The organism is Neobacillus kokaensis (genome assembly GCF_014656545.1).
Classification (GTDB): Bacteria; Bacillota; Bacilli; order Bacillales; family Cytobacillaceae; genus Neobacillus; species Neobacillus kokaensis.
Genome location: NZ_BNDS01000024.1, coordinates 23,057 through 48,874, shown reverse-complemented (window position 1 = coordinate 48,874; position 25,818 = coordinate 23,057). Strand labels below are relative to the sequence as shown.

At 38.2% G+C, this 25,818-nt stretch carries 20 protein-coding genes and 1 pseudogene; 7 read left to right on the top strand and 14 right to left on the bottom strand.

Going from position 1 to position 25,818, the window contains the following annotated elements; translation table 11 throughout:
• Positions 1–12 precede the first annotated feature (12 nt).
• From IE222_RS20550 to ncs1, 3 genes are read left to right on the top strand one after another with little or no spacing between them, the layout of a single operon-like run.
• On the top strand, positions 13–705 hold the full coding sequence (locus IE222_RS20550; protein ID WP_191276083.1) for a response regulator transcription factor: 693 nt from the start codon (positions 13–15) through the stop codon (positions 703–705).
• Positions 702–2,015 (top strand): sodium:solute symporter family transporter, encoded by a 1,314-nt coding sequence (locus tag IE222_RS20545; protein WP_191276081.1) that lies wholly within the window; start codon positions 702–704, stop codon positions 2,013–2,015. Before IE222_RS20550 ends, IE222_RS20545 begins: the two co-directional genes overlap by 4 nt.
• Before the next feature lie 13 nt (positions 2,016–2,028).
• Positions 2,029–3,477 (top strand): NCS1 family nucleobase:cation symporter, encoded by a 1,449-nt coding sequence (gene ncs1, locus IE222_RS20540; RefSeq protein ID WP_191276079.1) that lies wholly within the window; start codon positions 2,029–2,031, stop codon positions 3,475–3,477.
• A gap of 78 nt (positions 3,478–3,555) precedes the next feature.
• Here the strand turns inward: ncs1 and IE222_RS20535 are convergent, their stop codons facing one another.
• Positions 3,556–5,121, bottom strand: coding sequence for a glutathione ABC transporter substrate-binding protein (locus tag IE222_RS20535; RefSeq protein ID WP_191276077.1), 1,566 nt, complete (start codon positions 5,119–5,121; stop codon positions 3,556–3,558).
• 555 nt (positions 5,122–5,676) lie between these two features.
• Here IE222_RS20535 and IE222_RS20530 point away from each other — a divergent pair.
• Positions 5,677–6,306, top strand: a pseudogene (locus IE222_RS20530) (transposase); the annotation flags it as partial.
• 57 nt (positions 6,307–6,363) lie between these two features.
• On the opposite strand, the gene IE222_RS20525 reads toward IE222_RS20530, so the two are convergent.
• From IE222_RS20525 to IE222_RS20510, 4 genes are all read right to left on the bottom strand, one after another.
• A complete protein-coding gene (locus IE222_RS20525; protein ID WP_191276073.1) occupies positions 6,364–7,587 on the bottom strand; it encodes an amidohydrolase in 1,224 nt (407 codons plus the stop codon).
• A gap of 80 nt (positions 7,588–7,667) precedes the next feature.
• A complete protein-coding gene (locus tag IE222_RS20520; RefSeq protein WP_191276071.1) occupies positions 7,668–9,236 on the bottom strand; it encodes a glutathione ABC transporter substrate-binding protein in 1,569 nt (522 codons plus the stop codon).
• Between the two features lie 131 nt (positions 9,237–9,367).
• Entirely contained in the window at positions 9,368–10,837 is a 1,470-nt protein-coding gene (locus IE222_RS20515) for an amidohydrolase family protein (protein ID WP_191276068.1), read from the bottom strand.
• Position 10,838: 1 nt separating this feature from the next.
• Complete coding sequence (locus tag IE222_RS20510) at positions 10,839–12,350, bottom strand: amidohydrolase family protein (RefSeq protein ID WP_191276067.1); 1,512 nt, start codon at positions 12,348–12,350, stop codon at positions 10,839–10,841.
• 216 nt (positions 12,351–12,566) lie between these two features.
• Here IE222_RS20510 and IE222_RS20505 point away from each other — a divergent pair, with 216 nt between their 5' ends.
• Positions 12,567–13,280 (top strand): response regulator transcription factor, encoded by a 714-nt coding sequence (locus IE222_RS20505; protein WP_191276065.1) that lies wholly within the window; start codon positions 12,567–12,569, stop codon positions 13,278–13,280.
• Between the two features lie 31 nt (positions 13,281–13,311).
• Here the strand turns inward: IE222_RS20505 and IE222_RS20500 are convergent, their stop codons facing one another.
• Positions 13,312–14,004: an ankyrin repeat domain-containing protein gene (locus IE222_RS20500; RefSeq protein WP_191276063.1), complete on the bottom strand. Its 693-nt coding sequence runs from the start codon at positions 14,002–14,004 to the stop codon at positions 13,312–13,314.
• 250 nt (positions 14,005–14,254) lie between these two features.
• Between IE222_RS20500 and IE222_RS20495 the strand changes: the two genes are divergently transcribed.
• A complete protein-coding gene (locus IE222_RS20495) occupies positions 14,255–15,124 on the top strand; it encodes a cation diffusion facilitator family transporter (RefSeq protein WP_191276061.1) in 870 nt (289 codons plus the stop codon).
• Between the two features lie 71 nt (positions 15,125–15,195).
• Here the strand turns inward: IE222_RS20495 and IE222_RS20490 are convergent, their stop codons facing one another.
• The 4 genes from IE222_RS20490 to allB all read right to left on the bottom strand — a co-directional run bounded on the left by IE222_RS20490 (position 15,196) and on the right by allB (position 19,196).
• Positions 15,196–15,582 carry a cupin domain-containing protein gene (locus IE222_RS20490; protein ID WP_223282829.1) on the bottom strand — a complete coding sequence of 129 codons (387 nt, stop codon included), beginning with the start codon at positions 15,580–15,582 and terminating at the stop codon, positions 15,196–15,198.
• Between the two features lie 21 nt (positions 15,583–15,603).
• The gene (allE, locus tag IE222_RS20485) at positions 15,604–16,368 is read right to left on the bottom strand and encodes a (S)-ureidoglycine aminohydrolase (RefSeq protein WP_191276059.1); all 765 of its coding nucleotides are present in this window, start codon (positions 16,366–16,368) and stop codon (positions 15,604–15,606) included.
• Positions 16,369–16,388: 20 nt separating this feature from the next.
• On the bottom strand, positions 16,389–17,618 hold the full coding sequence (gene allC, locus IE222_RS20480) for an allantoate deiminase (protein WP_191276120.1): 1,230 nt from the start codon (positions 17,616–17,618) through the stop codon (positions 16,389–16,391).
• 189 nt (positions 17,619–17,807) lie between these two features.
• On the bottom strand, positions 17,808–19,196 hold the full coding sequence (gene allB, locus IE222_RS20475) for an allantoinase AllB (RefSeq protein WP_191276057.1): 1,389 nt from the start codon (positions 19,194–19,196) through the stop codon (positions 17,808–17,810).
• Between the two features lie 221 nt (positions 19,197–19,417).
• Between allB and IE222_RS20470 the strand changes: the two genes are divergently transcribed.
• A complete protein-coding gene (locus IE222_RS20470; protein ID WP_191276055.1) occupies positions 19,418–21,070 on the top strand; it encodes a PucR family transcriptional regulator in 1,653 nt (550 codons plus the stop codon).
• Between the two features lie 128 nt (positions 21,071–21,198).
• Here the strand turns inward: IE222_RS20470 and IE222_RS20465 are convergent, their stop codons facing one another.
• From IE222_RS20465 to IE222_RS20450, 4 genes are all read right to left on the bottom strand, one after another.
• The gene (locus IE222_RS20465; protein ID WP_191276053.1) at positions 21,199–22,665 is read right to left on the bottom strand and encodes an amidohydrolase family protein; all 1,467 of its coding nucleotides are present in this window, start codon (positions 22,663–22,665) and stop codon (positions 21,199–21,201) included.
• A gap of 30 nt (positions 22,666–22,695) precedes the next feature.
• Positions 22,696–24,159 carry a sodium:solute symporter family protein gene (locus IE222_RS20460; protein ID WP_191276052.1) on the bottom strand — a complete coding sequence of 488 codons (1,464 nt, stop codon included), beginning with the start codon at positions 24,157–24,159 and terminating at the stop codon, positions 22,696–22,698.
• A gap of 2 nt (positions 24,160–24,161) precedes the next feature.
• On the bottom strand, positions 24,162–24,392 hold the full coding sequence (locus IE222_RS20455) for a DUF3311 domain-containing protein (RefSeq protein WP_191276050.1): 231 nt from the start codon (positions 24,390–24,392) through the stop codon (positions 24,162–24,164).
• 66 nt (positions 24,393–24,458) lie between these two features.
• The gene (locus IE222_RS20450; protein WP_191276048.1) at positions 24,459–25,712 is read right to left on the bottom strand and encodes an amidohydrolase; all 1,254 of its coding nucleotides are present in this window, start codon (positions 25,710–25,712) and stop codon (positions 24,459–24,461) included.
• Positions 25,713–25,818: the final 106 nt, after the last annotated feature.

Sequence of the window (25,818 nt, the reverse complement as noted above, 5' to 3'; positions counted from 1 at the left end):
GTACATTTCTATATGAACATTTTATTAGTCGACGATGAGCCGCTGGAGTTAGAACAGCTTGAATATTTAATACTACAAAAATTCCCAACTTGGAAAATTTTCAAGGCCCAAGATGCTTCGATTGCGCTCCAAATCGCTAAAGAGCATGACATCTTTCTAGCTTTTCTAGATATTCAGATGCCAGGAAAAACAGGATTAGAATTGGCAAAAGAATTCTCCGGGTTATATTCTATGGACATTATTATGGTAACAGCTTATCAAAATTTCGAATATGTACAAACCTCGTTACGCATAGGGGTCGTTGATTATATTACCAAGCCCATTATTGAGGAGGAACTAATAGCTATTTTAGGCAGATATGAGCGATTAGGAAGATATTCAGAACCAATCGTGAACGCGTTAAAGATTATTCATCAGGAATACAGTGAAAAATTAACGTTAAATTATTTAGCCTCTAAAATTCATATTAACTCTGCTTATTTAAGCAGAAAATTTAATGAAGAAGTTGGAATGGGGTTTTCTGAATATTTAAATGACTTCCGCCTAAAGGAAGCCCAAAAAATGCTCATTGATTTTCCTAATTTAAGTATCAGTTCGATTTCTGAAAGATGCGGATTTAACAGTCAACATTATTTCAGTCAAATATTTCGGAAAGTGACAGGTCTATCACCTAGAGATTACCGCTTAAGGGAGACATTCCATTGAAAAAAAGTGACTTTCAACTTTATATAAGCGGTGCTGCCAAGCTTGGGGTCAGTTTCGGAGTTGTTAGTTTACTATCACGCTGGGTAACAGGAAATACAATCCTTTCCTCCCCGGAAACATTAATCACCTATGGACTGATCGGCGGCATCGGCTATTCATTTATGGGAGCCTTATCAATTATTTTGTTTGGCTTTCTGGCAAAAATCATACGTAAACAATTTTCTGAGCAACAGACAATCGGGGATATTTTACGGGAAAAATTATCACCAAGCGGCTACTGGTTTATGCTTACCATTATTTTTATTACCAGCTTTCACTCTTTATTTGTTCAAGCAGTAGGGGCAGCCACACTGATCCATTTAATATTTCCGATTCCCACTTTCGTTGGAATGATGGTTTTCCTTGGATTTTGTTATATTATTGGCGGTATTGGCGGCATTGATCGGCTCCATCAGCTCGCTGGAATAAATGTCACGCTTATTTTTGCAGCCGTTATCGTCATTCCGGTTTATTTTTTTATCCAGGAAGGTATTTATCCGGTTTTCGACGGAATTAAACTCTATCATCCCTATTTATTGTATATAAAAAACCAGGAAGCCATTCTGTTTATCTTCACAGCCCTGTTAGTGTTTGTTGGACAAGTTTTGCTGGACCGTGCCACATGGCAAAGAATCTTTATGATCCAAAAGGAAAAAGTTCGCATGACCTTTACATTAACAGGGGTGGTTTGGGCAACCATTCCGCTTGCTCTTTCATCATTATTAATGATTGTTTTATTTGGCCGGGGGTTCGACAATATTTACTCGTTATTTTTTGAGCTGGTGGACAAAATTCAATCAACTGTCTTAATCATTCTTTTTGTCCTTTTTTGTTTCAGTGCTATTTCGTCGGCCATTAGTGCAGAATTGCATGCAACCACAAGTTTATTTATAAAAAATGCAATGGACCTGTTTCGTCCGCTTTCTAATAATGAAAAATGGAAATATACGTATTGGTTTGCAGGCACTGTCTGCGTTATACTGCTCTTTATTTCTAGTCTTCTTGCACCGAGCCCGCTTAAATTATTGTTCTTTATTGGAAATATTTATGCTGCAATAATTAGCCCGATGCTATATATCATTTTTAGCAAATGCAAACTGCCTTTCATCGTTCCCTTCTCATCATTTATTGGCGCCGTATCCGGATATGTATTTATGCCAATAACCGAAGACTTGAAAGCGATTTGGATTAGCTTTGCCATTTCATCTTTTATCTGTCTAAGTACTCTAGTATTTCATATAATTTCTAAACACATTCGTAATAAATTATAGGGGGAGAACAAAATTGGGACGCAGTCAGGTCCTTTTGAAAGGACAACAAGAATATAGCTCAGATTTACTGCCGACAAATCAAGAAGCACGCACATGGAAAACAGGTCATTTTTTCTCAATCTGGATGGGTTCAGTTCATAATGTTCCGTCCTATGTCACAATTGGCGGTTTCTTCGCCTTAGGCTTATCGATATGGCAGGTATTATTAATCATCATAATTTCTTCCATTTTACTTTCAGCCATGATGGTACTGAATGGTCATGCTGGCAGTAAGCATGGAATCCCTTTCTCGATCCTGCTTCGTACGAGCTATGGAAGGAAAGGCGCACATTTTCCTGGTGTGCTTAGAGGTGTAATTGCCGCTATTATGTGGTTCGGTCTCCAAACCTATGCCGGCAGCCTTGCCGTAAGTATTTTACTAGGAAAGTTTTGGCCGTCTTTTTTAACGTTGGGCGGTAGTTTTACATTTTTAGGGTTAACACTTCCTACCCTCCTGTCCTTTCTCTTATTCTGGGCCATAAATGTGTTATTTATTTTTGCCGGAATGAAGCGGTTAGGAAAGCTAACAAAGATTGTTACTCCGTTTGTTTTTATCGTTTTCGGAGGAATGTCCATTTGGTCTATTAATCTTGCTGGGGGAATTACTCCTATACTAAATTATCAAGCAAAGGGATTTCAAGGAAATAGTTTTTTTATGTTAATGACATGCATTTCTGCTATCATGGCCACCTGGGTGGCGCAAATTTTAAGTGTATCCGATGTTACTAGATTCTCACGTTCTAATAGGGAGCAATCCATTGGACAAATAGCAGGACTTCTCACGACATATTTATTATTTGCAGTGGCAAGTATTTCAATTATAGTCGGATCTGAAATTGCTTTTGGCGTTCCAATCTGGAATGTCCTTGAAGTAGTAGAACGGTTCGACAATCAATTTGCGATTATTCTTTCACTGCTGACAATATGCTTATCCACTTTAACTGTCAACATTGTTGGAAATATCATACCTGCTGGTTATCAGCTGGCTACTTTGTTTCCAAACAGATTAACTTTTAAAACAGGTGCACTGACGGCAACAATCGCTGGCATAGTAATTATGCCGTGGAAGTTAATGGAGAATCCGACTAGTATTTTTATGTTCTTAAATATAGTCGGGGGGATGTTAAGTCCTGTAATTGGAGTTATGCTGACCCATTATTTCTTCATTTGTAAAAAAGAAATAAATGTCGAAGAGTTATATTCTCTAAATGGCAGCAATCAATACGCATATGGAATAAACATTCCAGCCATGCTTGCAACAATATTGGCCGGCTTCATCAGCCTGTTAGGCAGCTTTGTACCGAAATTAGCACCACTTTCAAGTATTTCTTGGTTTACAGGAATCCTTTTGGCTGTCCTCTTTTACCTTTTATTATTTAACTCTAGTAAACTAGTTGAATTTAGGTCATTAAAACAGAATTAAATTAAAAAGGCTGATTTGAGGCAATCAATATTAACTGCCTGCAAAATCAGCCTTTTCTCCATACTATTATAATACTTGTTATTTAATTGAAACGTTATTGATTTCCAAATATCCTGATGGGCTAATGGAAAATCCTTCTACATTTTTCCGGACTGCAGCCATGTTTTCAATTACTCTTACTGGAATATATACGGCATCTTCCTTTTCGATTTCTTGTGACTTGGCATATAATTCGATACGTTTATCTGGATCCTTTTCTTTACGCGCCTCTTCTACTAAGCGGTCAACCTCTTTATTGCTATAGAAGAAAGTATTTCCAGCTGCACCTTGAGAGTTTGTATGGAAAAGATTATATTGATTATAATCAGCATCTCCGGTAGCATTTCTCCAGCTCAGGATAAACATTTCTGAATCTCCTTTATTTACCTGCTCTACAAAAGTTCCATACTCACTAACCTCAATATTTAATTTAATGCCGATTCCTTTTAGCTGTGATTGAAGAACCTCGGCCATATTTACCCTTTCTTTACTATCCATTGTCTTTAACGTCGTTTCAAAGCCGTTCGGATAACCTGCCTCTGCTAGTAATTTCTTCGCTTCATTTAGATTATATTCATATGCTTTCATATCTGGGTGATATCCAAAGACTTTAGAGCCTAATAATGAATTCGCTTTTTTTCCTACATTATTATATACACCTTTTAAAATCGAATCCATTTCAACAGCATGAGCGATTGCTTTTCGAACCCGTACATCATTAAATGGTTTCTTTTGCACATTAAAGCCAATATACTCTGTTCCAAATCCTTCACTTCGATAAACTTCACTCTCTTGAGAACCTTCAACTGTTTCCATCATTGGAACGGAAAGCGGCTCAGCAATATGTGCTTCCCCAGTTTCAAGCATTGCGACTCTTGTCGATTCTTCTGGTACTACTTTAAATACTACTTTATCTACACTTACTGGTTTCCCCCAATAATTCTTGTTTTTATTAAAGACAATTTCTTGCCCTGGTGTCCATGATTCAAATACGAACGGTCCGGTTCCATTTGGTTCTTTAATAATATTTTTACCATATTTTTCAATTGTCTTTGGACTAATGATACCTCCTTCGTGGCTGGCTAGAATAGACAGCAATGGAGCAAACGGCTCTGATAATATAAATTGAACTGTATAGTCATCAATAACCTTTACTTCTTTTACCATTTTGAATACAACAGCCCTTGGTGAAGCAACCTTTGGATCTAATAGGCGGTCGAACGTTGCCTTTACTGCCTTCGCATTAAAATCTGTCCCATCATGGAATTTTACACCTTGTCTCAGCTTGAATTCCCAAGTTGTATCATCCAACTGTTTCCATTCTTCAGCCAGCAGTGGTTTGATTTCTGCGTTTTGGTCACGTCCTACTAACCCTTCATAAATTTTACCATGTGTAACACTTGCCGCATTAATTGTTGACATAAAATGATGATCTAAGTTTTCGGCATCCGACAAACGGGCAATAATTAATGTACCGCCATCTTTGGATGCTTTGTCTTTTGTATTATCACTAGTATTGACGTTCTTATTTGTGGAACAGCCTGTTATCACAATCAACAACAATAGTGATGTAAAAAATCTAGTAAACCGTTTTTTTGCTTTCATAGTCTTAACCCTCCTGTTTTATTGAAAACTCTGTCTATAACCAATTATAGAAATATTCTAACTATTATACCTCAAAAATATTTACTTTTTTTTAAAATATCTTTACTACTTTTGAAAAATATAAAAAACTAAAAGAGGGTGTCCCAAAAGTAGATAACTTTTAGGGACATTCCCTCTTTTGTTTATGTACTCTGAAATTGGTCTGTTGATTTCCGCTCCAGGCGGCTTCGCTTTCCGCGGGGTAGGCGGTGAGCCTCCTCGGCGTAAACGCCTGCGGGGTCTCACCTGTCCCACTACTCCCGCAGGAGTCTTCGCCGCCTTCCGCTCCAATCAACAGAGTGAAAAAAATAAGTCATTATTCTTTGTACAAAAAAATAAGAAAATCATCCATTTGGTATAATGAAGTTACCACACCACATTAACTAAAAGGAATGATTTTCTTGTGTACATGAATTATACTACGACCTAGTTCTACCTATGGATATTGAAGTCTTGATCTCCGAACACCATCTTTGCCGAATCGTTGACTTTGCTGTTGAAAAGATGAATCCAAACTGTTTAATTCCGCATTTCGAAACACTTAAACATTTTAACCGTCCAATGCCAAAGAATTGGATTTCAGATTCTGGTTATGGAAGTGAAGAAAACTACGCCTACTTAGAAGAGAATGAGGTTAAAGCCTACATAAAATATAACAGCTTTGACAAAAAACAAACCAAAGCTTGGAAAAAACAAGTTGGACGCATAGAAAATATGACCTATGATGATGAGCTTGACGAGTGGACTTGTAAGAACAATAAACGCCTTGTATTTCAGTATGAGAGTCGAAGGAAAACGGATATCAGGACTTATTTATGCACAGATTGCCCTAACTGCCCTTTTCAAGAAGCTTGCGCCAAAAGAAAAGAAACGAAAAACATCCAAGTGTCTATAGAAAACCAGAAACAGAGGAAAGAGGTTCGGGTACTTTTGTCCACTGAAGAAGGTGACAAAAAATATAGACAGAGAAAAATGGATGTTGAACCTGTATTCGGGCAAATAAAACATAACCGGGGTTTCAATCGGTTTTCGTTAAGAGGCCTTTCCAAAAATATTACGGAATGGGGTCTTATTTGTGTTGCCCATTCCCCCTGGGGGAGTAAATCTTTAAAATCTAAAAACAAAATGGATGAAAAAGGAAACTAACTCAAAAGAGTCGTTATTCAACGATCTTTTGAGTCAGCCCCCCTTACTTACATAATTTTATAGATTTAATGAACCAGAAACTAAGTTTCCTTCATAAAAAACAGCTTGTCTTTTCGACCTTCTAGCAATTACTTCGGCAGAACAGCTCGCATCTACTAAAATCATATTGGCTGCATCCCCTGATTTTGGCCATACTTGGTTACCATCTTTATCCAGCGGTGTCACACCGCCAGTAATAAATTTTAATGCTTGAGATAACGAGACTTCATCAGTCCATCTATAACGTTCCAGCAACCGGCCGGCCCTTTCAAGAACATCGCCGTTTCCTGTCGGCCACCACGAGTCGTAGATATTATCATTACCTACAGCTACCTCAACACCTAATTTATCCAGTAGATTAACAGGAGGAATGGCACGGCCGCCTGGCAAGCTGGTTACAATGGAAATCCCTGCATCTTTTAATATCTCAGCCATTTCTATTGCTTCTTCCTTCGATACATCTCCAAGACCAAAGGCATGGCTGACTGCTACTCTTCCTTCCCAGCCAGCTTGCTTCGTTAAATACGCAAGCCGTTTCATTGTAAACGTTCCTAAGTGACCCGGGTCATGTAAATGCAGATCGATATCGGCATTGCCTTCAACTGCTAACTCCATTAACTGGACTAATGACACCTCTATATTATTATCGACTGTAGCAGGATCGACTGCCCCGACTATTCCCGCACCATTTCTTAATGCCTCTCTAACTAATTGAACAGTTCCGGGACGAAGCAACCCATGTTGGGCAAATGCGACAATTTCAGAGCTTACTTTATTAGAATAAGTTTCTAATGCTTGTTTGACACCTTCTAAATTTTGTAATTTTACTTCTGGATAAATATCCACATGTGTTCTTACGTGAGTCGATCCATAGGACAACAGCACCTTAAGCAAAGCTTCAGCGCGTTCCTGGGTACTTAAAGAAATAGAAGCAAGAATGTTTTTTTCAATTTCACAGCGCTCAATCACACTTGACGCCGGGATGCAGGCCCTCCAATTCTCGCCCATATAAGTTTTATCAAGATGGACATGTTTTTCGATAAAGGATGGAATTAACAGCAGTCCCTTTGCATCCTTTATAGGAAATTCATCCGTAATAATCTCATTTGCATCTATTAATCTTGTAACTTTACCAGCTGAAATTAACAGATGATATAGCTCTGTATTTGTCCCTGTGACACGGCCATTCTCTCTTTTATAACCAGTTTCTAAACGTACGTTTTTTAACCAATAATTATTCATTAATGTTAAACTTCCTTTCAATGATAGATAAAAGATAAAAGGGTATATCCGATATGGATATCCCTCTATAACATATGTTTCTATTTAATGGAAACATCGTTAATTTCTAAATAGCTGGCCGGGCTGATACCAAATCCGCTCACATTTTTTGCAACAGCTGCCATATTTTCAATTACTCTTACTGGAATATATACAGCATCTTCCATTTCTAGTTCCTGTGCCTTTGCATATAATTCAATCCTCTTGTTTGGATCCTTTTCTTTACGTGCATCATCAATTAAACGGTCAACCTCTTTATTGCTGTAGAAGAATGTATTTCCTGCTGCACCATGGGAGTTTGTATGGAAAAGATTATATTGGTTATAATCTGCATCACCTGTTGCGTTTCTCCAGCTATAGATGAACATTTCAGAGTTACCTTTATTCACTTGTTCTACAAATGTACCATACTCTAATACCTCAACCTTAACTTTTATACCAATCCCTTTTAATTGTGATTGAAGTACTTCAGCCATATTGGCTCTTTCCTTATTGTCCATTGTTTTTAATGTTACCTCAAAACCATTCGGATAGCCTGCTTCGGCTAGCAATTTTTTCGCCTCATTAAGGTTATATTCGTATGCTTTCATGTCTGGATGGTAGCCAAAAACCTTTGGACCCAGTAATGAGTTTGATTTTTTGCCAATATTATTGTATACCCCTTTTATAATTGAATCTATTTCAACAGCATGTGCAATTGCTTTCCGCACACGGACATCGTTAAATGGTTTTTTCTTTGCATTAAAACCTATATACTCTGTCCCAAATCCTTCACTGCGATAGACCTCAACTGAAGTTAAACCTTCTGCTGTAGACAGCATAGGGACTGACAACGGTTCAGCAATATGTGCCTCTCCTGTCTCAAGCATGGAAATTCGTGTTGTCTCTTCCGGTACTACTTTGAATACCACTTTATCAACCTTAGCTTTTGCTCCCCAATATTCAGTGTTCTTATTAAAGACAATTTCTTGACCAGGAGTCCAAGATTCGAAAACAAACGGACCTGTTCCATTCGGTTCGTTGATTATTTTCTTACCGAACTTTTCAATTGTTTTCGGACTTATGATACCTCCCTCATGACTGGCTAGGATGGAAAGTAAAGGAGAGAATGGCTCTGATAAAATAAACTGAACGGTATAATCATCAATGACTTTCACTTCTTTTACCATTTTAAATACATTGGCTCTTGGCGAGGCAACATTAGGATCTAGCAAGCGATCAAAAGTTGCTTTCACTGCCTCTGCATTAAAGTCAGTTCCATCATGGAATTTTACATTCTTTCTTAGGTTAAACTCCCAGGTTGTATCATTAAGCTGCTTCCATTCTTCTGCAAGCAATGGCTTAAATTCTGAATTTTTATCCCGTCCAACGAGCCCCTCATAAATTTTACTATGTGTGACACTTGCTGCATTGATTGTCGACATAAAATGATGATCTAGGTTTTCAGGATCAGACAAACGCGCAATTATTAAAGTTCCACCTTCTTTTGATGAACCTTTACCGTTATTATCTTTTGAACTTACATCCTGATTAGTTGAGCATCCACTGATAACGACTACGATTAACATAAACAGCAACAATCTACCAAATACCCTTTTCACTTTTACCATCACTAGCCCCCTGAATATTTATTTAATTCTATTTAATTATAAGAAATATTCAGACTATTTTGTTTTAAATATCTTTACTAGAATTTTAAATATCTTTACTTGTTTTTTTAATCTCTTGACTTGTTATACTATTATATTGACTTTACTATTTTGAAAGATGGTGCAAGCAGTTCATTTTCAGGAAGCTGCTGATAATCTCTTTCCAAATACCCGTTTCTCATTTTAGCAAAATATTGCTGCCCTTGTTGTTTTATTTGTTCCAAATCTAGTCCAGGAATTTTGCGGTCTTTCATCACAATCTTGCCGTTTATTATCGATAATTTGACGTCCCTGCCGCTGCCGCTCGCAATCATTGTCCGAATAGGATCGTCAATTACTCCCATATGAAAGCCATCTAAGTCGATTGCAATAATATCAGCTTTAGCTCCAACAGCAAGTCTTCCTAAATCGTCCCTGCCGAGGAAGTTTGCCCCGCCGATTGTTGCCGCCCGATATAAATCAGCATAGGTTGAATCTTCTACGTTCTGTTCGATTACTCGTGACAGCATACTGCCTGTTCGAATGTTTTGAAACATATCCGGAGGGAAGGTATCTGTTCCAATAGCAAGATTAACTCCTGCCCTTTTATATTTTGCAAATGATTCTAATGCACTGCCATGCCGGCCAATAATTAGCGGACAATGAATGACCGTTGTATTCGTTTCCTTTAATAAGGCAATATCATCCCCCTCACCGGCTTTGGTCTCGCTGTAACCTGCAATAAAATGAGCATGAGGAATTCCTATTGCTGGTCCCAAGAAGCCAAGATTATATAAATAACGGATAGGCGTTACGCCATGTTTTTCAACCATTCTATGGTATTCAAAGCTACCTTGAGCAGCATGAAGCTTGATTGGCACATTTAATTTTTCACTATAATGTTTCGTTTCTTTGAGACTTTCTTCTGTTTGACACTCAATCCGTTCAGGTGCAAGCATTCCTCTCACCAATCCATCATAGGCGCCGTCAAACTCCTCAACAAACTTAACCGCTCTCTTTAGTCCTGCCCTTCCTGCCTCTTCATCCCAAAAAAGCTTGATGGCTCCATCGGGCTCCACTACTCTAATTCCGGATTGGTAGCTTGGGCCTAAATAAATTCTTAATCCCAATTTTCCAGCATGATGGGCTGCTGCTGCTAATTCCTGATATGTTTCCGCCCATCTTTTATAAAAAACAGAAGTTATCGGCATTGCTGTTGTAATTCCGTGAAGAATTAATTGCGAATAGGCGTATAGGGATTTAAAAGCCTCTTCTTCCTCTGTCATGACTTCATGATATCCATTTTGAACATAGCGCTCTGACCAAAGCAGGTTTTTTTGTCTTTCTGCAATTGCTTCAAGATGGAGTATGTCGTGATCAATATCCCCCAGCGCATTTAAGTCGATAAAGCCTGGACTAATGACCGCATTTCCAGCGTCAATTACCTCATCCACTTCACCTTGATAATTTTTACCGACATAAATGATTGTGTCGTGTTCATAAACAACTTCAGCATTTTCGATTATGACATGATCAGATCCGTCATAGCCAATCACATATCTTCCTTTTAATTTTGTTGCCATTTTAAACATCTCCTTTCAATCTGCTAATACTATAATCTTCTTCGTTATACCGCTTTTCATCGACATAACCACGTGCATGGCCCCAGAAATATTTTGTCGGCTGCATATATTTTTCAAGGCCAGCCCGCTGTATGGTTGCCTTCGCCTCTTCGTTAGCCTCAAATAGGGCTGTTTGTTCATCAACCGAACGGACTTTTCGGCCTTCCATGATGATTTTCCCATCCACAATGACGTGGTCGACATCATTGGCAACCGCTTGGTAAACCAAGCGATGGACGTGCATAAATTCAGGAGCTAAATGCGGCTGGTTGAGGTTAACGGTAATCACGTCAGCTTTTTTGCCAGCTTCCAGTGAACCAAGTTCATCATCCCAGCCAATGCATTTTGCCGCTTCAATCGTTACCATCTCTAACAGCTTGCCAGGCGGTAAATAATATTCATCTCTTAAAGCAGCCTGGTGGACAAACTGTGTTTTTCTCATTGCTTGAAACATATCAAAACTTGTACATGGTGATGTTCCGTCGGTCGATATGGCAACCGTCGCTCCAAGTTCGATTAATTCCGGAATAGGAGTTCGCGCACTTACCTGTGAAATACCTGGGGAAGCACTCACATTTGTACCTGTATCCGCCAAGATTCGTGCCTCATCGAATGAAATTCCCCTGCAATGCTGGAGGTGAACATCAGGTCCTAAAAGTGCGTTGTCGGGGTCCTGAACAGCAAGATGAATCATCCCGCCAAAGGCATCTGAATGGATCCGTGTTTTATACTTCCTAGCAATTTCGCGAATTCTTTTTGCTTGATAGAGATCATGTTCTGTTAATCCATAAAGCCTTGCAGGTGAGGTCGGCCCTGAAGGCTCAACTGAAGTAACGATTACAAATGGTGTAATAAAAGCACGGGTCCGGTCATCATTTGCATGATTCAAAGCTTCAATAACGGCTTCCGCCCCCTGTAACACTTCCTCGTAGGTTACTTCTTTTACAACCCTTTTCCCATCGACCCAGCGGCTGAATAAATGCGGCCATGGCGGATTACAGGGACCTGTACAGACAACCTCTCTTATACCTGCCTCGGCGTAAGCTTTAGCATGGTTGATTGCAAAGATTGGATCATCAGAACGCGGCATCGAACCTAACACAGATACACCTGTTGTAATGCCAGCTTTTAATCTCTCAAGAGCAGAAAGCTTTCCCTCGTAATACCAAAAGTCATCAGTAACGAAATGCTTATACGTATTTGTCATGATTGGCATCCAAAAGTCTATGTTCTCCATAGCAATTGTTTTAAACATCGAATGCCCGCCATGCCCATGAACATCTATTAATCCAGGCAAAATACATTGATGACTACAATCCATCACTTTTTTGGCTGCATACTTTGATTCTATTCTTTCTGTAAGATCAACATCTACTATTCTGCCTGCATGAATTGCGACAGCTCCATCTTGAATTATGCGTCTCTCTGCATCCATTGTTATGACTGTTCCATGAATTAACAGCAAATCAATCATTTTGAACCTCCTAAATTTGTTACTCTGTTAGCTGCTAGGATTATAGGATAATTATAGAAAAAAAATGTTATTGATATTTTCGGAATTATTACTCATTTTTAAACTTTTTCTACTTCTTTAGCTTCTCATATTTACTTCGGAATATATGTTTTGATTAAATGTAATGAAAGCAAGAGCGAGGGCGAGGGCTATTGTCAAGACGGAGGGCTAAGTGAAATGAATGTCTTATTACTCGATGATGAACCATTAGAGCTGGAACAGCTAGAATATTTACTCCAAACTGAATTTCCTTTATGGAAGTATTACAAGGCTCAAAATGCATGTCAAGCTCAATCAATCTGTCAAAATATTGATATCCAGCTGGCTTTTTTGGATATAAATCTTCCGGGAAAATCGGGACTGGAATTTGGCGAGGAACTTAGGAAAATAAATAAAGATGTTGAAATTATAATGGTTACTGCCTGTCAGGATTTCAGTTATGCCCTGCAATCCATTAGAATCGGGGTTATTGATTACTTAACCAAACCCGTTATAGAAAACGAATTGTTAAAAATTCTCGCAAAATACAAGGATAGTCACTTATCCCATCGTTATTCTGCTTTAATTCAAAATTCATTATTCGCAATTCATGATAGATTTACAGAAAAGATCTCTCTATCAGAAATTGCCAGCGCTGTCCATGTTAATCCAACCTACTTAAGCCGCAAATTCCACGAAGAGGTTGGTGTATCTTTTTCAGAGTATTTAATTCAATTCCGGATTCAAGCTGCCAAACGGTTATTGCTTGAGAACCCAAGCTGGTCGATATCTGTTGTTGCAGAAAATAGCGGATTCAGCAGTCAAAACTATTTTAGTACATTATTTCGAAAAATAGAGGGGATGTCGCCAAAGGATTTCCGTGAAGAGAAAAACAAACACAAAATCCCCTGAATATTTTTTTCAGGGGATAACTGATTATTGTCTATTTAGCGCCGGCATCCAGCAGAATCTTTTCTATTTCCACAAATCCTTTTTCCTGTGCATGTGCAATTGGTGTAACCCCATTAGAATCGGGAATATTTACATCCGCTCCGTGTTCTATCAAAAGCTTAATGGTCTCCTGCTGTTTTTTTCCTCCATCATTCAGGATGATCGCTTCTAGTAAAGCCGTCCATCCTAAATTATTTATATGGTTTACATCGACATCGGTTGTTTCCAACAGTTGTTTCACCACGTCAACATAGCCGTGCTCAGAAGCTGGTATAAGGGCTGTTCCGCCGTATCTATTTACAATCTTAGTATCAGCACCAGCTTCTATTGTCAGCTTTAATATATCTAAATAGCCCTCAGCCCCTGCATATAGATACGGATTATTCTTCATGTTATCTTGGATGTTTACATCCGCTCCATTTTCAACTAAAACTTTGGCAGTATTAATATCATTTTCATAAGTTGCAATCATGAGGGCTGTCCTTCCTTGGTGGTCTTTGCTATTGATGTCAACCCCTTGTTCTAATAACTTAATTATCTCTTTGATATCCCCTTTTTTAGCAGCACGGAAAAACTGTTCATTCATGTTATCATTCATCTCCTTCGTTTCTATGTTTTCTTGGTTATTTTGACATCCTAAAAGAAAAATTAATAGTAAACAACATGATAGCGTTTTTAAGTTCATTTTTACCCCCTAGCCATATTTCCTCTAAAAAAAGTAATTCTGAAATTTTCACAAAAAAAATTACGATTGTCAACACAAATGAATTATTAAATTCAGCCTTTATAGTATTAAATCTGGCCATAAAAACTTGACCATGCGAAACTTTTTTTTACTCATTTTAAAAGTATAGCAGAGTGAAAAAAGGTTGCTGTAGACCCACTAGATTATTAATTGTTATGATGTTTAGGGATTAAAATGGAGGTAAGAATTAATGGTTAACAATAAATATCTAGATTTGAAAATGGGAGAAAAAGGTGCCCTCATTAGTATAATTGCTTATTTTTTACTATCTATATTAAAACTATCAATAGGTTATTTATCAAACTCAGAGGCTTTAAAAGCCGATGGATTAAATAATTCTACAGACATCGCTGCTTCCATTGCGGTATTTATTGGGCTTCGATTATCGCAAAAACCACCTGATCAAGACCATCCATATGGACATAGGAAGGCTGAAACGGTTGCTTCAATGATTGCCTCTTTTATTATGGCGGCTGTAGGGCTTCAGGTATTAGTAGAGGCGGCCTCCTCTGTTTTCAATGGTAAAAATGAATCACCGGATATCATCTCAGCATGGACCGGCTTTTTTAGTGCAGTGGTTATGTATTTAGTTTATCGATATAACAAAAATCTAGGGAAAAAAATTAATAGCCAAGCTGTTACTGCAGCGGCGAAAGATAATCTCTCAGATGCTTTAGTTAGTATAGGAACAGCTATCGGCATAATTGGGGCCCAATTTAGTCTCCCTTGGCTTGATCCTTTAACTGCAATAATTGTTGGATTAATTATTTGCAAAACAGCATGGGATATATTTCGAGAATCCTCCCACAACCTAACGGATGGTTATGATGAGATGCAGTTAAAATCATATAAAGAAACAGTTCTTGCTATTAAAGGGGTAAAAGGGGTGAAAAAACTGAAAGCCAGGTCATATGGAAATAATTCTGTAGTTGATATTGTAATTCTTGTGAACTCTAATCTAGATTTACGGAATGCGCATGATATCTCTACAAATGTTGAAGATATATTAATCAAGGAACATGGGGTTTATGATGTTCATGTCCATGTTGAACCAAATTAACCTCCCTACTTTTCATCAAAAAAACGCTATTCTTCTTAAAAACTTTGGCATGAAGAATAGCGTTTTTTATTTTAATATCTGGTAATATCCATCGGTAAAGAACCAGCTGCAAAGCCAACAAACATAAATCTTTCATTCCCTGTATTAAGCATTCCATGGATTTGGTTAGGTTTGGCAAGAATCACCATTCCTTTTCTGATTGGGATTTCATGTTCCAAATCTGGGAAATATGTTCCCTCCCCTTCAATACAAACCCAAATGTCGTCCACATTCGAGTGGGAATGAGTATATACTGATTGTCCTGGTTCAAGGCACCAGATGGCGCCGACAGTTTTATCAGTTTCATAAAAATAGTTCTTTTGCGGTTTATTTATATCGAATTTTGCAATTTTATCAATCTCAAAGACTCTCTCTGCAATAATACTATCAATGCTTGTCAAATTTACCTTTTCCTCCAATTCCCACACCCCTTTATTATTTTATAATTCTGCATCACGGTTACAATCCTTGGAGTAGACGTAGGTTAAATTTTCTCTTCCTACAGCATAGGCTGCCTGTTGAACATAAGGACCCATGAAGATGTAATCACCTTTTTTAACAGGAACCCATTTATTATCTAAGTTATACATTCCTTCTCCAGACAATAAGTAGGCACCATGCTCCTGCACATGCGTTTCAATAAATGGGTGGCAGGCTGCTGGATCAAAGGAGAGAATATGAAAATTCATGTCAAAGTCAAGGTCTGTTGGCAGCAGATCTTTAATGTTGACATTATGCATATTATCGTAATTCCTATATTCAATTCTATTCGCATGTCCTGAAACAACCCATGGGCTACGTCCCTCCAGCGAACGATACCTCTGTTTATACAGGAACAATTTTGATTCGCCCGCTTCAATGTTTTCTAGATACATTTTTGTACCTGGGGGACAGTATAAATATCCGCTTTCTTCAAGCACAAACTGCTGATCATCTGCAGCTGCTATTATTTTTCCTTCAATTACATAGACGAACGTTTCGATATCTAATTGACCGCCGAACCCTTCCCTGTTTTTTCCTCCTTCCTGCATTGTTACAATATAATCAACAAAGCTTGCGCCAAGTTTAGGTGATCCTAGAATAGAAGTAATACAATTCTCAAAGCCGGGAATCGTATTGTTCACCAAACCTTCAGGTGCAATTAACGCATATTTCCCATGCTCAATCATTGATCTACTGGATAATAAGTCTTTAGGGTAACCCATTTCATCGTTCTCCTTTTAAGTTATTCTTTATAGGCTAATTCATATAAAGTTTCTATAAGTGTTTGTACGCCCAATGCTAAATCAGAAGGCTTTGTAAATTCCTCGGGACTGTGGCTGATCCCCTGGCGGCTTGGTACAAAAAGCATCGCCGTAGGGACAATCGGCGCAAAAATTTGTGCATCATGGCCGGCACCGCTATGCATTAATTTATAGCTTACATTAAGCTCTTGACATTTTTTTTCAATAATTCCCACAATCTTTGGATCCATCGGAACAGGTTCGGCATCCATCCACATTTCAATCCCAGTTTCAACATCATGCTCTTTGGAAACTGCCGCTACTTTTTTATATAGCAGTTCAGTGAAATTCTTAAGTGCATTTTTATCTGTATGGCGAACATCAACAGTGAACAATGCATTTCCTGGGACCACATTGACTGTATTAGGAGTTACCTCAATTTTCCCAACTGTAACAACTAACGGATCACCAAGCTCTCTTGCTAAGCTGATAGTTTCATAGATCATTTGGCTTGCGGCATAAACAGCATCCTTACGGTATCCCATTGGCGTTGTTCCCGCATGATTGGCAATGCCGTTGACGCTCACGGTAAAACGCCTTTGGCCGACAATGCTTTGGACAATTCCGATAGCCGTGTTTTCGGTCTCAAGTACATTTCCTTGCTCTACATGGAGTTCCACAAATGCCTGCAAATCCTTTCGGGGAGCAATCGTTTCATCTCGAAATGTAAAGCCAGCTCTCGTCAGGGCTTCAGTAAAGAGAACCCCATTAAAGTCAGCCATCCTCTCGACGTCCTTCCTCTTGACGCTTCCAATAATATTTCTTGAACCCCAGAAGCAATATGGAAACCTGCTCCCTTCCTCCTCTGCTAATGATACGATTTCTAAATTCCGTAATGGCTGACCATAAAATTGCTTTAAGTATTTAATGGCAAGTACGCCTGCCACCACTCCCAATTGTCCGTCATATAAACCTCCGTTTTTAACGGTATCAATATGGGAACCAGTAAGGATAGTTTCATTTCTGTTTCTTCCCTTAATAACTCCGCTCAAATTGCCAATTTCATCAAATTTTGCTTCAAACCCCTCGGATTCCATCCAACACTTTAGAGCATGCTGGGTGTCAATCCATTCTTTTGAATAAAGGAGCCGGGAAATTCCTCCTGCTGGATCTTTTGCAAATTCTCCAAGCCATTCAAGCTTTTCGACTATTTCTTTTTCTAACTGTCTCAGGCCACCGCAACTATCAGACTTGGTTAGTTCCCCCACTATTCAGCCCTCCATATGCAATACTAATAATCTCTTTATGGTAAAATGAAGCATCTGTTATCTTGATTTTAAGCTGTCTAGCTCCTATCGTCATTGTCACTAATCAATAAAAATATGATAATTTTTTGTTTATTGTAACTAAAAAGCAAAACCTCACTGTTTTACACTTCTTTCAGTTCGGTTATTTGTGATTATTTGTCCAATAGGTTTTCCTATAATCCCTAGATTTGCATCGTACACAAGATTTCCTCGAACAAAAGTCTTGGTTACACGGCAATTGATTTTCTTTCCTATATAAGGACTTTGAGGGTGACGGTAATATAAATCTTCTCTCCTAATTTCATAAGAAAGGCTGGGATCGACTAGAATAATATCGGCGTCTTTTGATACGGCGATTTCTCCTTTACCGCTCAAATGGAACCGTTCAGCAGGGTTCCCTGATATTAATTTAACAAACTCAGTCACTGGAAGGCCCCTCTTTAATACCGCTTCATCAAACATTAAATCAACATTATTCTGACAGCCCGAAATCCCTCCCCATACTTCAAACATATTATTAGTGGGACTGAATTTCATTTCAGGCGGACAAGGGGAATGATCCGAAGTTAACAGATCAATCTTGCCTTCTAACAGTCTAGACCACAACTGCTTCTGCTCTTCTATTCCGCGAAGAGGAGGGGAGCATTTGGCAATAGGCCCTAGCTCCTCAAATTCGTCAGCAGAAATTGTAAAATAATGTGGACACGACTCAAGTGTTACATTTTGCCCAGCCTCTTTTGCCTTGGTGATTTCATCAACTGCTTCAGCTGTACTAATATGTACAAAATGCAGCTTACATCCTGTAATACTGGCGAAATACAAAGCCCGTTTTACGGCATCCACTTCAGTAAACACGGGGCGGGAAGCTGCATAATCGGCAGCTGTGACGCTGCCCTGTCTAACCATCTTTTCTGCTAAGCAGTCTGTAATGACATTATTTTCAGCATGGATCAATAATATATGCCCTAATTCTGCCAGTTTTTTCATTCCAAAATACAAAGTGTAGTCATCGACATTCTTAAAATCATTGGGCTCATCTGTTCCGCATGTTGACATAAAACACTTGTAAGCTAACACTCCTTCATTTGCTAGTTCTTCAAGATTATCAAGATTACCTGGAATAAGACCGCCATAAAATCCATAATCAACATAATTCTTACCGTTAGCAGCTTCTATTTTCAATCTAAGTGATTCTTTGTCCACCGTTGCCGGCAGAGCATTTAATGGCATATCGATATAGCTTGTCGTTCCGCCAGCAGCTAAAGCACTCGTACCAGTAATAAAACCCTCCCATTCTGTACGCCCTGGTTCACAAATATGAACATGAGCGTCAATCATTCCTGGCATGACAAATTGTCCTTTTGCATTTATTATTTGGTTTGCCGGCTCTTCTATGTTTTCCTCAATAGTAAGAATTTTTCCATTGCCGATTGCGATATCAACCATTTTTACTTCATTTCTGAGAACAACATTCCCGCCTTTGATTACAACATCATATCTCATATAGGGCCTCCTTGATATTTATGAAATAAATTAATAGCACTTATTATGCATTCCATTCAATCGATACTCCGTATAAAATGTTTTCTAAGACAATCAGCAATCGAACAACAAAGTCATCATTATAAAAATTACAATCTATTTTGTTTTTTATACTCACTGATTTATTATTATCACAACATTCCAATTTCCAAATGTTATATTAGTAGAATTAGAGGTGCAGGATGAAAACAGTTGAAGACTTACTCATGGTGGATGTATTCCAAGAAGCACATATAATTGCCGGACAAACCGGACTCAATAGAAAAGTAGAATCAATCGAAATTTCGGAAACACCGGATGTGATGCATTTTTTGGCAGAAAATTCTCTTTTATTAACAACGGGTTATGCCTTTAGAGATAATCCAATTACTTTATGTGATCTTATTTCACAAATTAACGAACTGCCTTGCGCAGGGATAGCAATAAAATTAAGAAGGTTTATTGACAAAGTTCCCCAGGAAGTAATCGATTTAGCTAACAAACTGGATTTCCCTATTATTCAAATCCCAATCTCTTTAACGTTAGGTGCAGTTGCCCATCAATTACTAAGCTTTCTATGGAATAATCAAATTGAAGAACTCTTTTATGCGATTCATATTCATAAAAAATTCACAAATTTGATGATAAAGGGCTATAACCTGCAAGCATTAGTGGAAAATCTAGGATCATCAATAAAAAGTCCTATCCTCCTGCTTGATCCTATGGGAGACATCACTTCATTCTCACATCATTTTCAGAAGAACAAAACGAAAGCAATGATGGAGAATGTTAGTGAACTGATAAAAAGTAATATTGAATACTACCGTAACAAAACGGAGTTCCATATTCAAAACGCTAATACACTTAATGGAGATATTTCCATTAAAATATTCCATGTAAAAACCATGCATTCCTACCCGTATTTTTTAATTATTTTCGACCCTGAAAAACTTCCATATCCATCATCACAATTAGCAATTGAGCAAGCCTCAACGGTAATATCGTTTACATTACTAAAAAGCGAGGCAATTAGAGATTATACTAGATTGTTAGAGAATAACTTTTTCGCATCACTTGTAGATGGAAACATTCTTAACAAAGAGGAAATTATCCATAGTGGAAAACAATATGGGTTAGTTGATAACCACAAATACGTATGTATTGTTTGCAAGTTGGACGTAGATAAACAAAATCTATTTCAGCAAATCAGTGATGTCATGACCAAACTATATGAATATTTCTATAAATTCCTTGAAAAATCCTTTAAGTATCTTGATGCAAAAAAAATAGTTTTTATGAAGGATTCTCATTTCGTTATTTTATTGCAATTTCCAATGAATATTAATGATCCAAGTAAAAGCATTATTGAGAAAAGTTTAGAAGAATTCCAACATAATGCTTCTTTAAATTTGAAGCTCTCCTTCTCTTTTGGAGTTAGTAACTTATTTAATAACGTTACTGATATTCCTATTTCATATTCTGAAGCCTTAGAAGCGCTAAAAAAGGGATTTGATTTATTTCAACATAAATTTATTTACTTTTATGAGACTAAACAGTTAAAGGAAATGATTCGACTCATCCCTGAAGAAAATTTGCTAGAGTTCTATGAAAACACCTTGCTTTCTCTTGCATATCCGAAGACTAAAGATGAAGAGGACTTAATCAATACTTTAATTGTTTATTTGGATAATTATTGTGAAATTGCTTTAACATCTAGAAAATTGTATATACACCGCAACACCGTTAAATATCGTATTACTAAATGTGAAGAAATTTTAGGATATTCAGTGCATGATTCACAAAACTCACTTCAATTGCGGATGGCACTCCTTATTCGTTCATTCTTTCTGAAATAACATATTAATAACTGATGACCCTTTCCAATCCCAAAACCCTCTGCATGTAAAAATTTGTTATTGTTATTTATCTTAACAGAGGGTTCTTAATTTTAAAAAATACTTAGTAAAAATGTAGAAATAAAAATCTAATTTTTTTTACTTATAATAAATGAAGGCTTAAACAACTCTTCCTGCTGAAGCCGCTGATAGTCTCTTTCTAAATAACCTGCACGCATTTTCTCGAAGTAGTTTTGTGCTTTTATTTTTAATTCTTTTAGATTAACGTTAGGAATGAGTCTATCTTTCATCACAATTCGTCCATTAATAATAGACATCTTCACGTCATTGCCTGATGCAGACATTATCATAGTTCGAATCGGGTCATCTACAGCTCCAATATGAAATCCATCTAAATCTACAACAATAATATCTGCCTTTGCCCCCGGTGCCAGTCGGCCTAAGTCTTCCCTGCCTAGAAACTTGGCTCCTCCAAGGGTTGCAGCTCGGAAGAAATCTGCATAAGAAGAGTCTTTTATATCCCCTTCAAGTAATCGCGACAGCATACTTCCAGCACGAAGATTTTGAAAGAAATCAGGTGGGAAGGTATCCGTCCCAATGGCTAAATTAATTCCTCGTCTCTTATATTGAGCAAAGGTCTCGAGAGCCTGTCCACGGCGGCCAAAAATGAGCGGACAGTGAATAACCGTTGTATCTGATTCTTTCAACAGTTCTACATCATCTCCATCCCCATAATCGACTCCACTGTAACCTGTGACAAAGTGTGCATGTGGAATAGCAGTTCGCGGCCCAAGAAAGTCTAATTCAAATAAATATTGAATTGGTGTTTTACCGTATTTACGGTGCACTTCATCATAGTCAAAACGACCTTGTGCAGCATGAAGTCTTATTGGACACCCTAATTCTTTACTGTACCTTTTTGTTCTTAATAAAATGCCAGTCGTTTGCAGCTCGATTCTCTCCGGTGCCAGCATCCCTCGGATCAAGCCGTTATAAGCACCATCGTATTTTGAAATAAATTCTGCCGCCCGTTCTAATCCGTTCTCACCTTCCGATTCTTTCCAATAAACTTCAATTTTCCCATTAGGTTTTACAACCCTAACACCAGATTGATAACTAGGCCCCGCATAGAGACGCAGCCCAAGTCGGCCAGCGTGATGAATTGCTGCTTCTAGTTCTTCATATGTCTCAGCCCATCTCTTATAGAAAGTACAAGTAATGGGCATTGCCGTGGTCACACCGTTCATTATTAATTGTGTATAAGCAAACAGCGATTTAAACTGTTCTTCTTCAGCTGTCATAACCTCAGTAGCCTTTTCAAAGTATTGAGCCGACCAGAGAAGGTTTTTAACCCTTTCCTGGTCAGCTTCAACGTGAATAATTTCATGGTCAATATCACCAAGTGCATTTAAATCGATAAAACCAGGGCTAATCACCGCATTGCCTGCATCAATGGTCTGATCTACTTCACCCTGAAAGCAGTGTCCAACAAAAATAATTGTATCATCCTCAAATACCAGCTCACCGTCTTGTATGACCGTATGGTCAGTCCTATCAAAGCCTATTACATATTTACCTTTTATTTTTGTCTTCATCTTATCAAACTCCATTAAAAGTCGTTATTACTATTCAACAGCTATAGGCGGATTTTTAAACTTCTGTTCATCATGAACAACATTTCCTTCAATCGGCTGAAATGCAACTGGATTGATAACTTTTTTGTTCTGAGTCAATTTTGTCACAACAACCATCACCGCAACGTTTAAAATTAGAGCTAGTAAGCCAACGTGGATATTAAGTGTTATACCAGCAAGATAGATTCCCATTACAACTAAGTCGCCCGCAATAATTCCGGAAGCTATAGCAATTGGTGTTACTTTGCGGAAGAAGAAGATAGCCAATAAACCAGGCAAAAATTGCCCCAAACCAGCTGAAGCTGTGTTGATTAAACTTACCATTAAACTAGGTGATACTAACGTCAGGACCATTGATACTAGCAGGTAAAGAAAAACTATGATTCTCACCCATCTTCTCTGCGAAGATTCGGGTACATTTTTTACTAAATTACGTGAAACCATACCGCCAACCGCCAAACTGTATGTGGCAAGAACTAATGTTCCGGAAAGCGCCGCACCGCCAGCTACAAGGCCGATTCCCCACGAAGGCAGCAAAGTCATTACGGTTGCTACAAACGCATGGTTAGGATCATCGAGATTTGGTACAGCCACTAAAGAAAAATAAGCGGTAGCAATTAAAAAAGGATACATAAACATATATAAAGGCATGAACCTTTGTGTCCTTTTAATTGTCGCCTCAGATTTTCCTGTAAAAATAACCGGGGCAATTGCAGGTGTACAATAAAACGCAAGAGCTTGAAAGAAAATAGTTGTCATGGCGAATAATAACGCTTGAGAAGAGCCAATTGTAACCGATGCACCTTGTTCTTTAGCCATGGCAAAAAGGTTCGATACACCATCCGTTTTCATAAATACAGCAGTACCTGCAACAAGAATCGCACCAAACATTAAGATATCTTTTAAGACTGAAATAAGTGCTGGAGCCTTTACACCGGATAAATAGATATATAGAAACGCTAAAAACCCAGAGATGGCAACCGCTACAATCGGTGATAAATTAAAACCTAGTGCACTTAGAGCAACAACCAACCCTTCAAATTGCAATTGAGCCCATGGTATCATAAACAGCAAAGCAGAAATGGTTACAATTAGTTCAAGTCCGCGACTAGAATAATGGTCCCTAAACATATCTGGAAACGTCATAGAGCCGTACTTTTTCCCAACACGCCAAATTAAAGGGGCAAGAAAATATCCAATAGGATAAGCCAAGAGTATATAACCTAAAAACCATATTCCATAACTGGGACCTTTTGCATAGATTCCACCCGGAAACCCAATCATCGTACCAATACTGTAGATTTCACCAACTGCTAAGAAGAATAGGAGAAATCCGCTAAAAGATCTTCCTCCAACTAAATATTCTTCTACATTAAGCACATCTTTCCCACGGCGAGAGTAAAAAGCAATGGCAATGGACAGAAGCATAATAACACTAAAAACAAATACCGTCATGATTATCTCCCTCTTTTCTCTGCAGTGTCTTCATATTTTGGTCTATCAAAAAAATACCAGGAAGCGCAAAGACAAAGTGTCGTCAAAAAAAACCATAAAAATACCCAAAAGTACAGGATCGGAAAACCCAAAATACTAAACTCAATTTTTGCAATAAAAGGTAACACACCTATAATCGCAATGAACGGTATAATGAGCCCCACCGTTATGTTCCCTAGTTCACGTTTTGACATTTAAAAGCCCCCTTATTTTCAATGACAAGCTTTCGTTTTTGACATAAACTCTTACTTTGTACCCCGTCACTTTACTAAATCACTATAACTCCCTGTTAACCCAAGCTGCCCACAGACCATCTTTCCGTTATGGATTACAACATGTCTATTTGCTCTTCTTGCTACTGCTTCTGCAGAACAACTGGCATCAACGAGGACCAAATTGGCTTTGTCTCCAATTGCCGGCCATAATCGCTTTCCCGTTTGATCTAGTGTAGTCTTGCCGCCAGTAATAAAACCTAGGGCTTGAGTGAGTGATTTTTCATCAACTAAACGGAAGCGCTCAGCCAGCCGGCCCGCCTTTTCCAAGATGTCACCATTTCCGAATGGGGACCAGGAATCATAGAAGCCATCACAGCCTAATCCTATGGATACTCCCTTATCGTGGAGCAGAGGAATAGGGATTGCAGGTCTATGAATCGGTACTGCAGATGCAATAGATATTTCAAGGGCTGATAATATTTCCGCCGCTTCACTGACCTCTTGTAGGGAGACATCCGCTAATGCATGGGCATGGCTAATCGTGACTCTCCCATTCCACCCGGTTTCCTCAGTTAATGCTGCTAATCTTTTAATTGTAAATAGTCCTAGTTGTCCTGGGTCATGTAAATGAATATCTATATCAGCATCAGCCTCTACCGCAATCTCCATCATCTGTTGCAGCGATGCCTCAATATTCAAATCAATTCCTCCTGGGTCAAGACCTCCAACCAAATTAGCTCCTTCTTTCATGGCTTTTTTCATTAATGCACCAGCCTGAGATCGTAATAGTCCTTGCTGAGGAAAAGCAACAATTTCAAAGGTTAGTTTGTCGCTAAATGTCTGTAATGTTTCACGCACGCATTCTAAATTTTTTAAACCTGAGTATGTGTCAATGTTTACATGGGTACGTATATGCGTTACTCCTGACTCTACAATAACTTCAAGCATCTCCTTCGCTCTTGTCTTTAATGTTTTCGCTAGTTCAGGAGCTTCCTGAGCTTCAAATGTTAAACGGTCCAACAATTTTTTATCAGGCGCACAAGATTTCCATGCCATCCCCATATATGTTTTATCAAGGTGGTTGTGCTTTTCAATAAAACCGGGTAGAGCAAGCAGATTTGTTGCATTATACTGGGGAAGATTTGTTATTAGCGGTCCATCAGCATTTATAACCTTCGTAATTATTCCATTATCAATTAAAAGATGGGAAATTTCTGTTTTTGTTCTGATAATCCCATTATTTTCATACTCGTAACCGCAGTCGAGACGTACATTTGTTAACCAATATTGAAAATCCATACAATAATCACTCCTCCTTTCTACATTCAGAAAATATAATTTTATCAGAAAATTCAGGTTACCTTTTTTATTTTAAGCGCTTCCAGTCCTTCCGTCATTATCACTA

What these genes read in the sequence shown, in the direction of transcription:
- IE222_RS20550 (WP_191276083.1), top strand. Translation starts at nt 13, where the DNA reads ATGAACATTTTATTAGTCGACGATGAGCCGCTGGAGTTAGAACAGCTT.
- IE222_RS20535 (WP_191276077.1), bottom strand. Translation starts at nt 5,121, where the DNA reads ATGAAAGCAAAAAAACGGTTTACTAGATTTTTTACATCACTATTGTTG.
- IE222_RS20525 (WP_191276073.1), bottom strand. Translation starts at nt 7,587, where the DNA reads ATGAATAATTATTGGTTAAAAAACGTACGTTTAGAAACTGGTTATAAA.
- IE222_RS20520 (WP_191276071.1), bottom strand. Translation starts at nt 9,236, where the DNA reads ATGGTAAAAGTGAAAAGGGTATTTGGTAGATTGTTGCTGTTTATGTTA.
- IE222_RS20515 (WP_191276068.1), bottom strand. Translation starts at nt 10,837, where the DNA reads ATGGCAACAAAATTAAAAGGAAGATATGTGATTGGCTATGACGGATCT.
- IE222_RS20510 (WP_191276067.1), bottom strand. Translation starts at nt 12,350, where the DNA reads ATGATTGATTTGCTGTTAATTCATGGAACAGTCATAACAATGGATGCA.
- IE222_RS20505 (WP_191276065.1), top strand. Translation starts at nt 12,567, where the DNA reads ATGAATGTCTTATTACTCGATGATGAACCATTAGAGCTGGAACAGCTA.
- IE222_RS20500 (WP_191276063.1), bottom strand. Translation starts at nt 14,004, where the DNA reads ATGAACTTAAAAACGCTATCATGTTGTTTACTATTAATTTTTCTTTTA.
- IE222_RS20495 (WP_191276061.1), top strand. Translation starts at nt 14,255, where the DNA reads ATGGTTAACAATAAATATCTAGATTTGAAAATGGGAGAAAAAGGTGCC.
- allE (WP_191276059.1), bottom strand. Translation starts at nt 16,368, where the DNA reads ATGGGTTACCCTAAAGACTTATTATCCAGTAGATCAATGATTGAGCAT.
- allB (WP_191276057.1), bottom strand. Translation starts at nt 19,196, where the DNA reads ATGAGATATGATGTTGTAATCAAAGGCGGGAATGTTGTTCTCAGAAAT.
- IE222_RS20470 (WP_191276055.1), top strand. Translation starts at nt 19,418, where the DNA reads ATGAAAACAGTTGAAGACTTACTCATGGTGGATGTATTCCAAGAAGCA.
- IE222_RS20465 (WP_191276053.1), bottom strand. Translation starts at nt 22,665, where the DNA reads ATGAAGACAAAAATAAAAGGTAAATATGTAATAGGCTTTGATAGGACT.
- IE222_RS20460 (WP_191276052.1), bottom strand. Translation starts at nt 24,159, where the DNA reads ATGACGGTATTTGTTTTTAGTGTTATTATGCTTCTGTCCATTGCCATT.
- IE222_RS20455 (WP_191276050.1), bottom strand. Translation starts at nt 24,392, where the DNA reads ATGTCAAAACGTGAACTAGGGAACATAACGGTGGGGCTCATTATACCG.
- IE222_RS20450 (WP_191276048.1), bottom strand. Translation starts at nt 25,712, where the DNA reads ATGGATTTTCAATATTGGTTAACAAATGTACGTCTCGACTGCGGTTAC.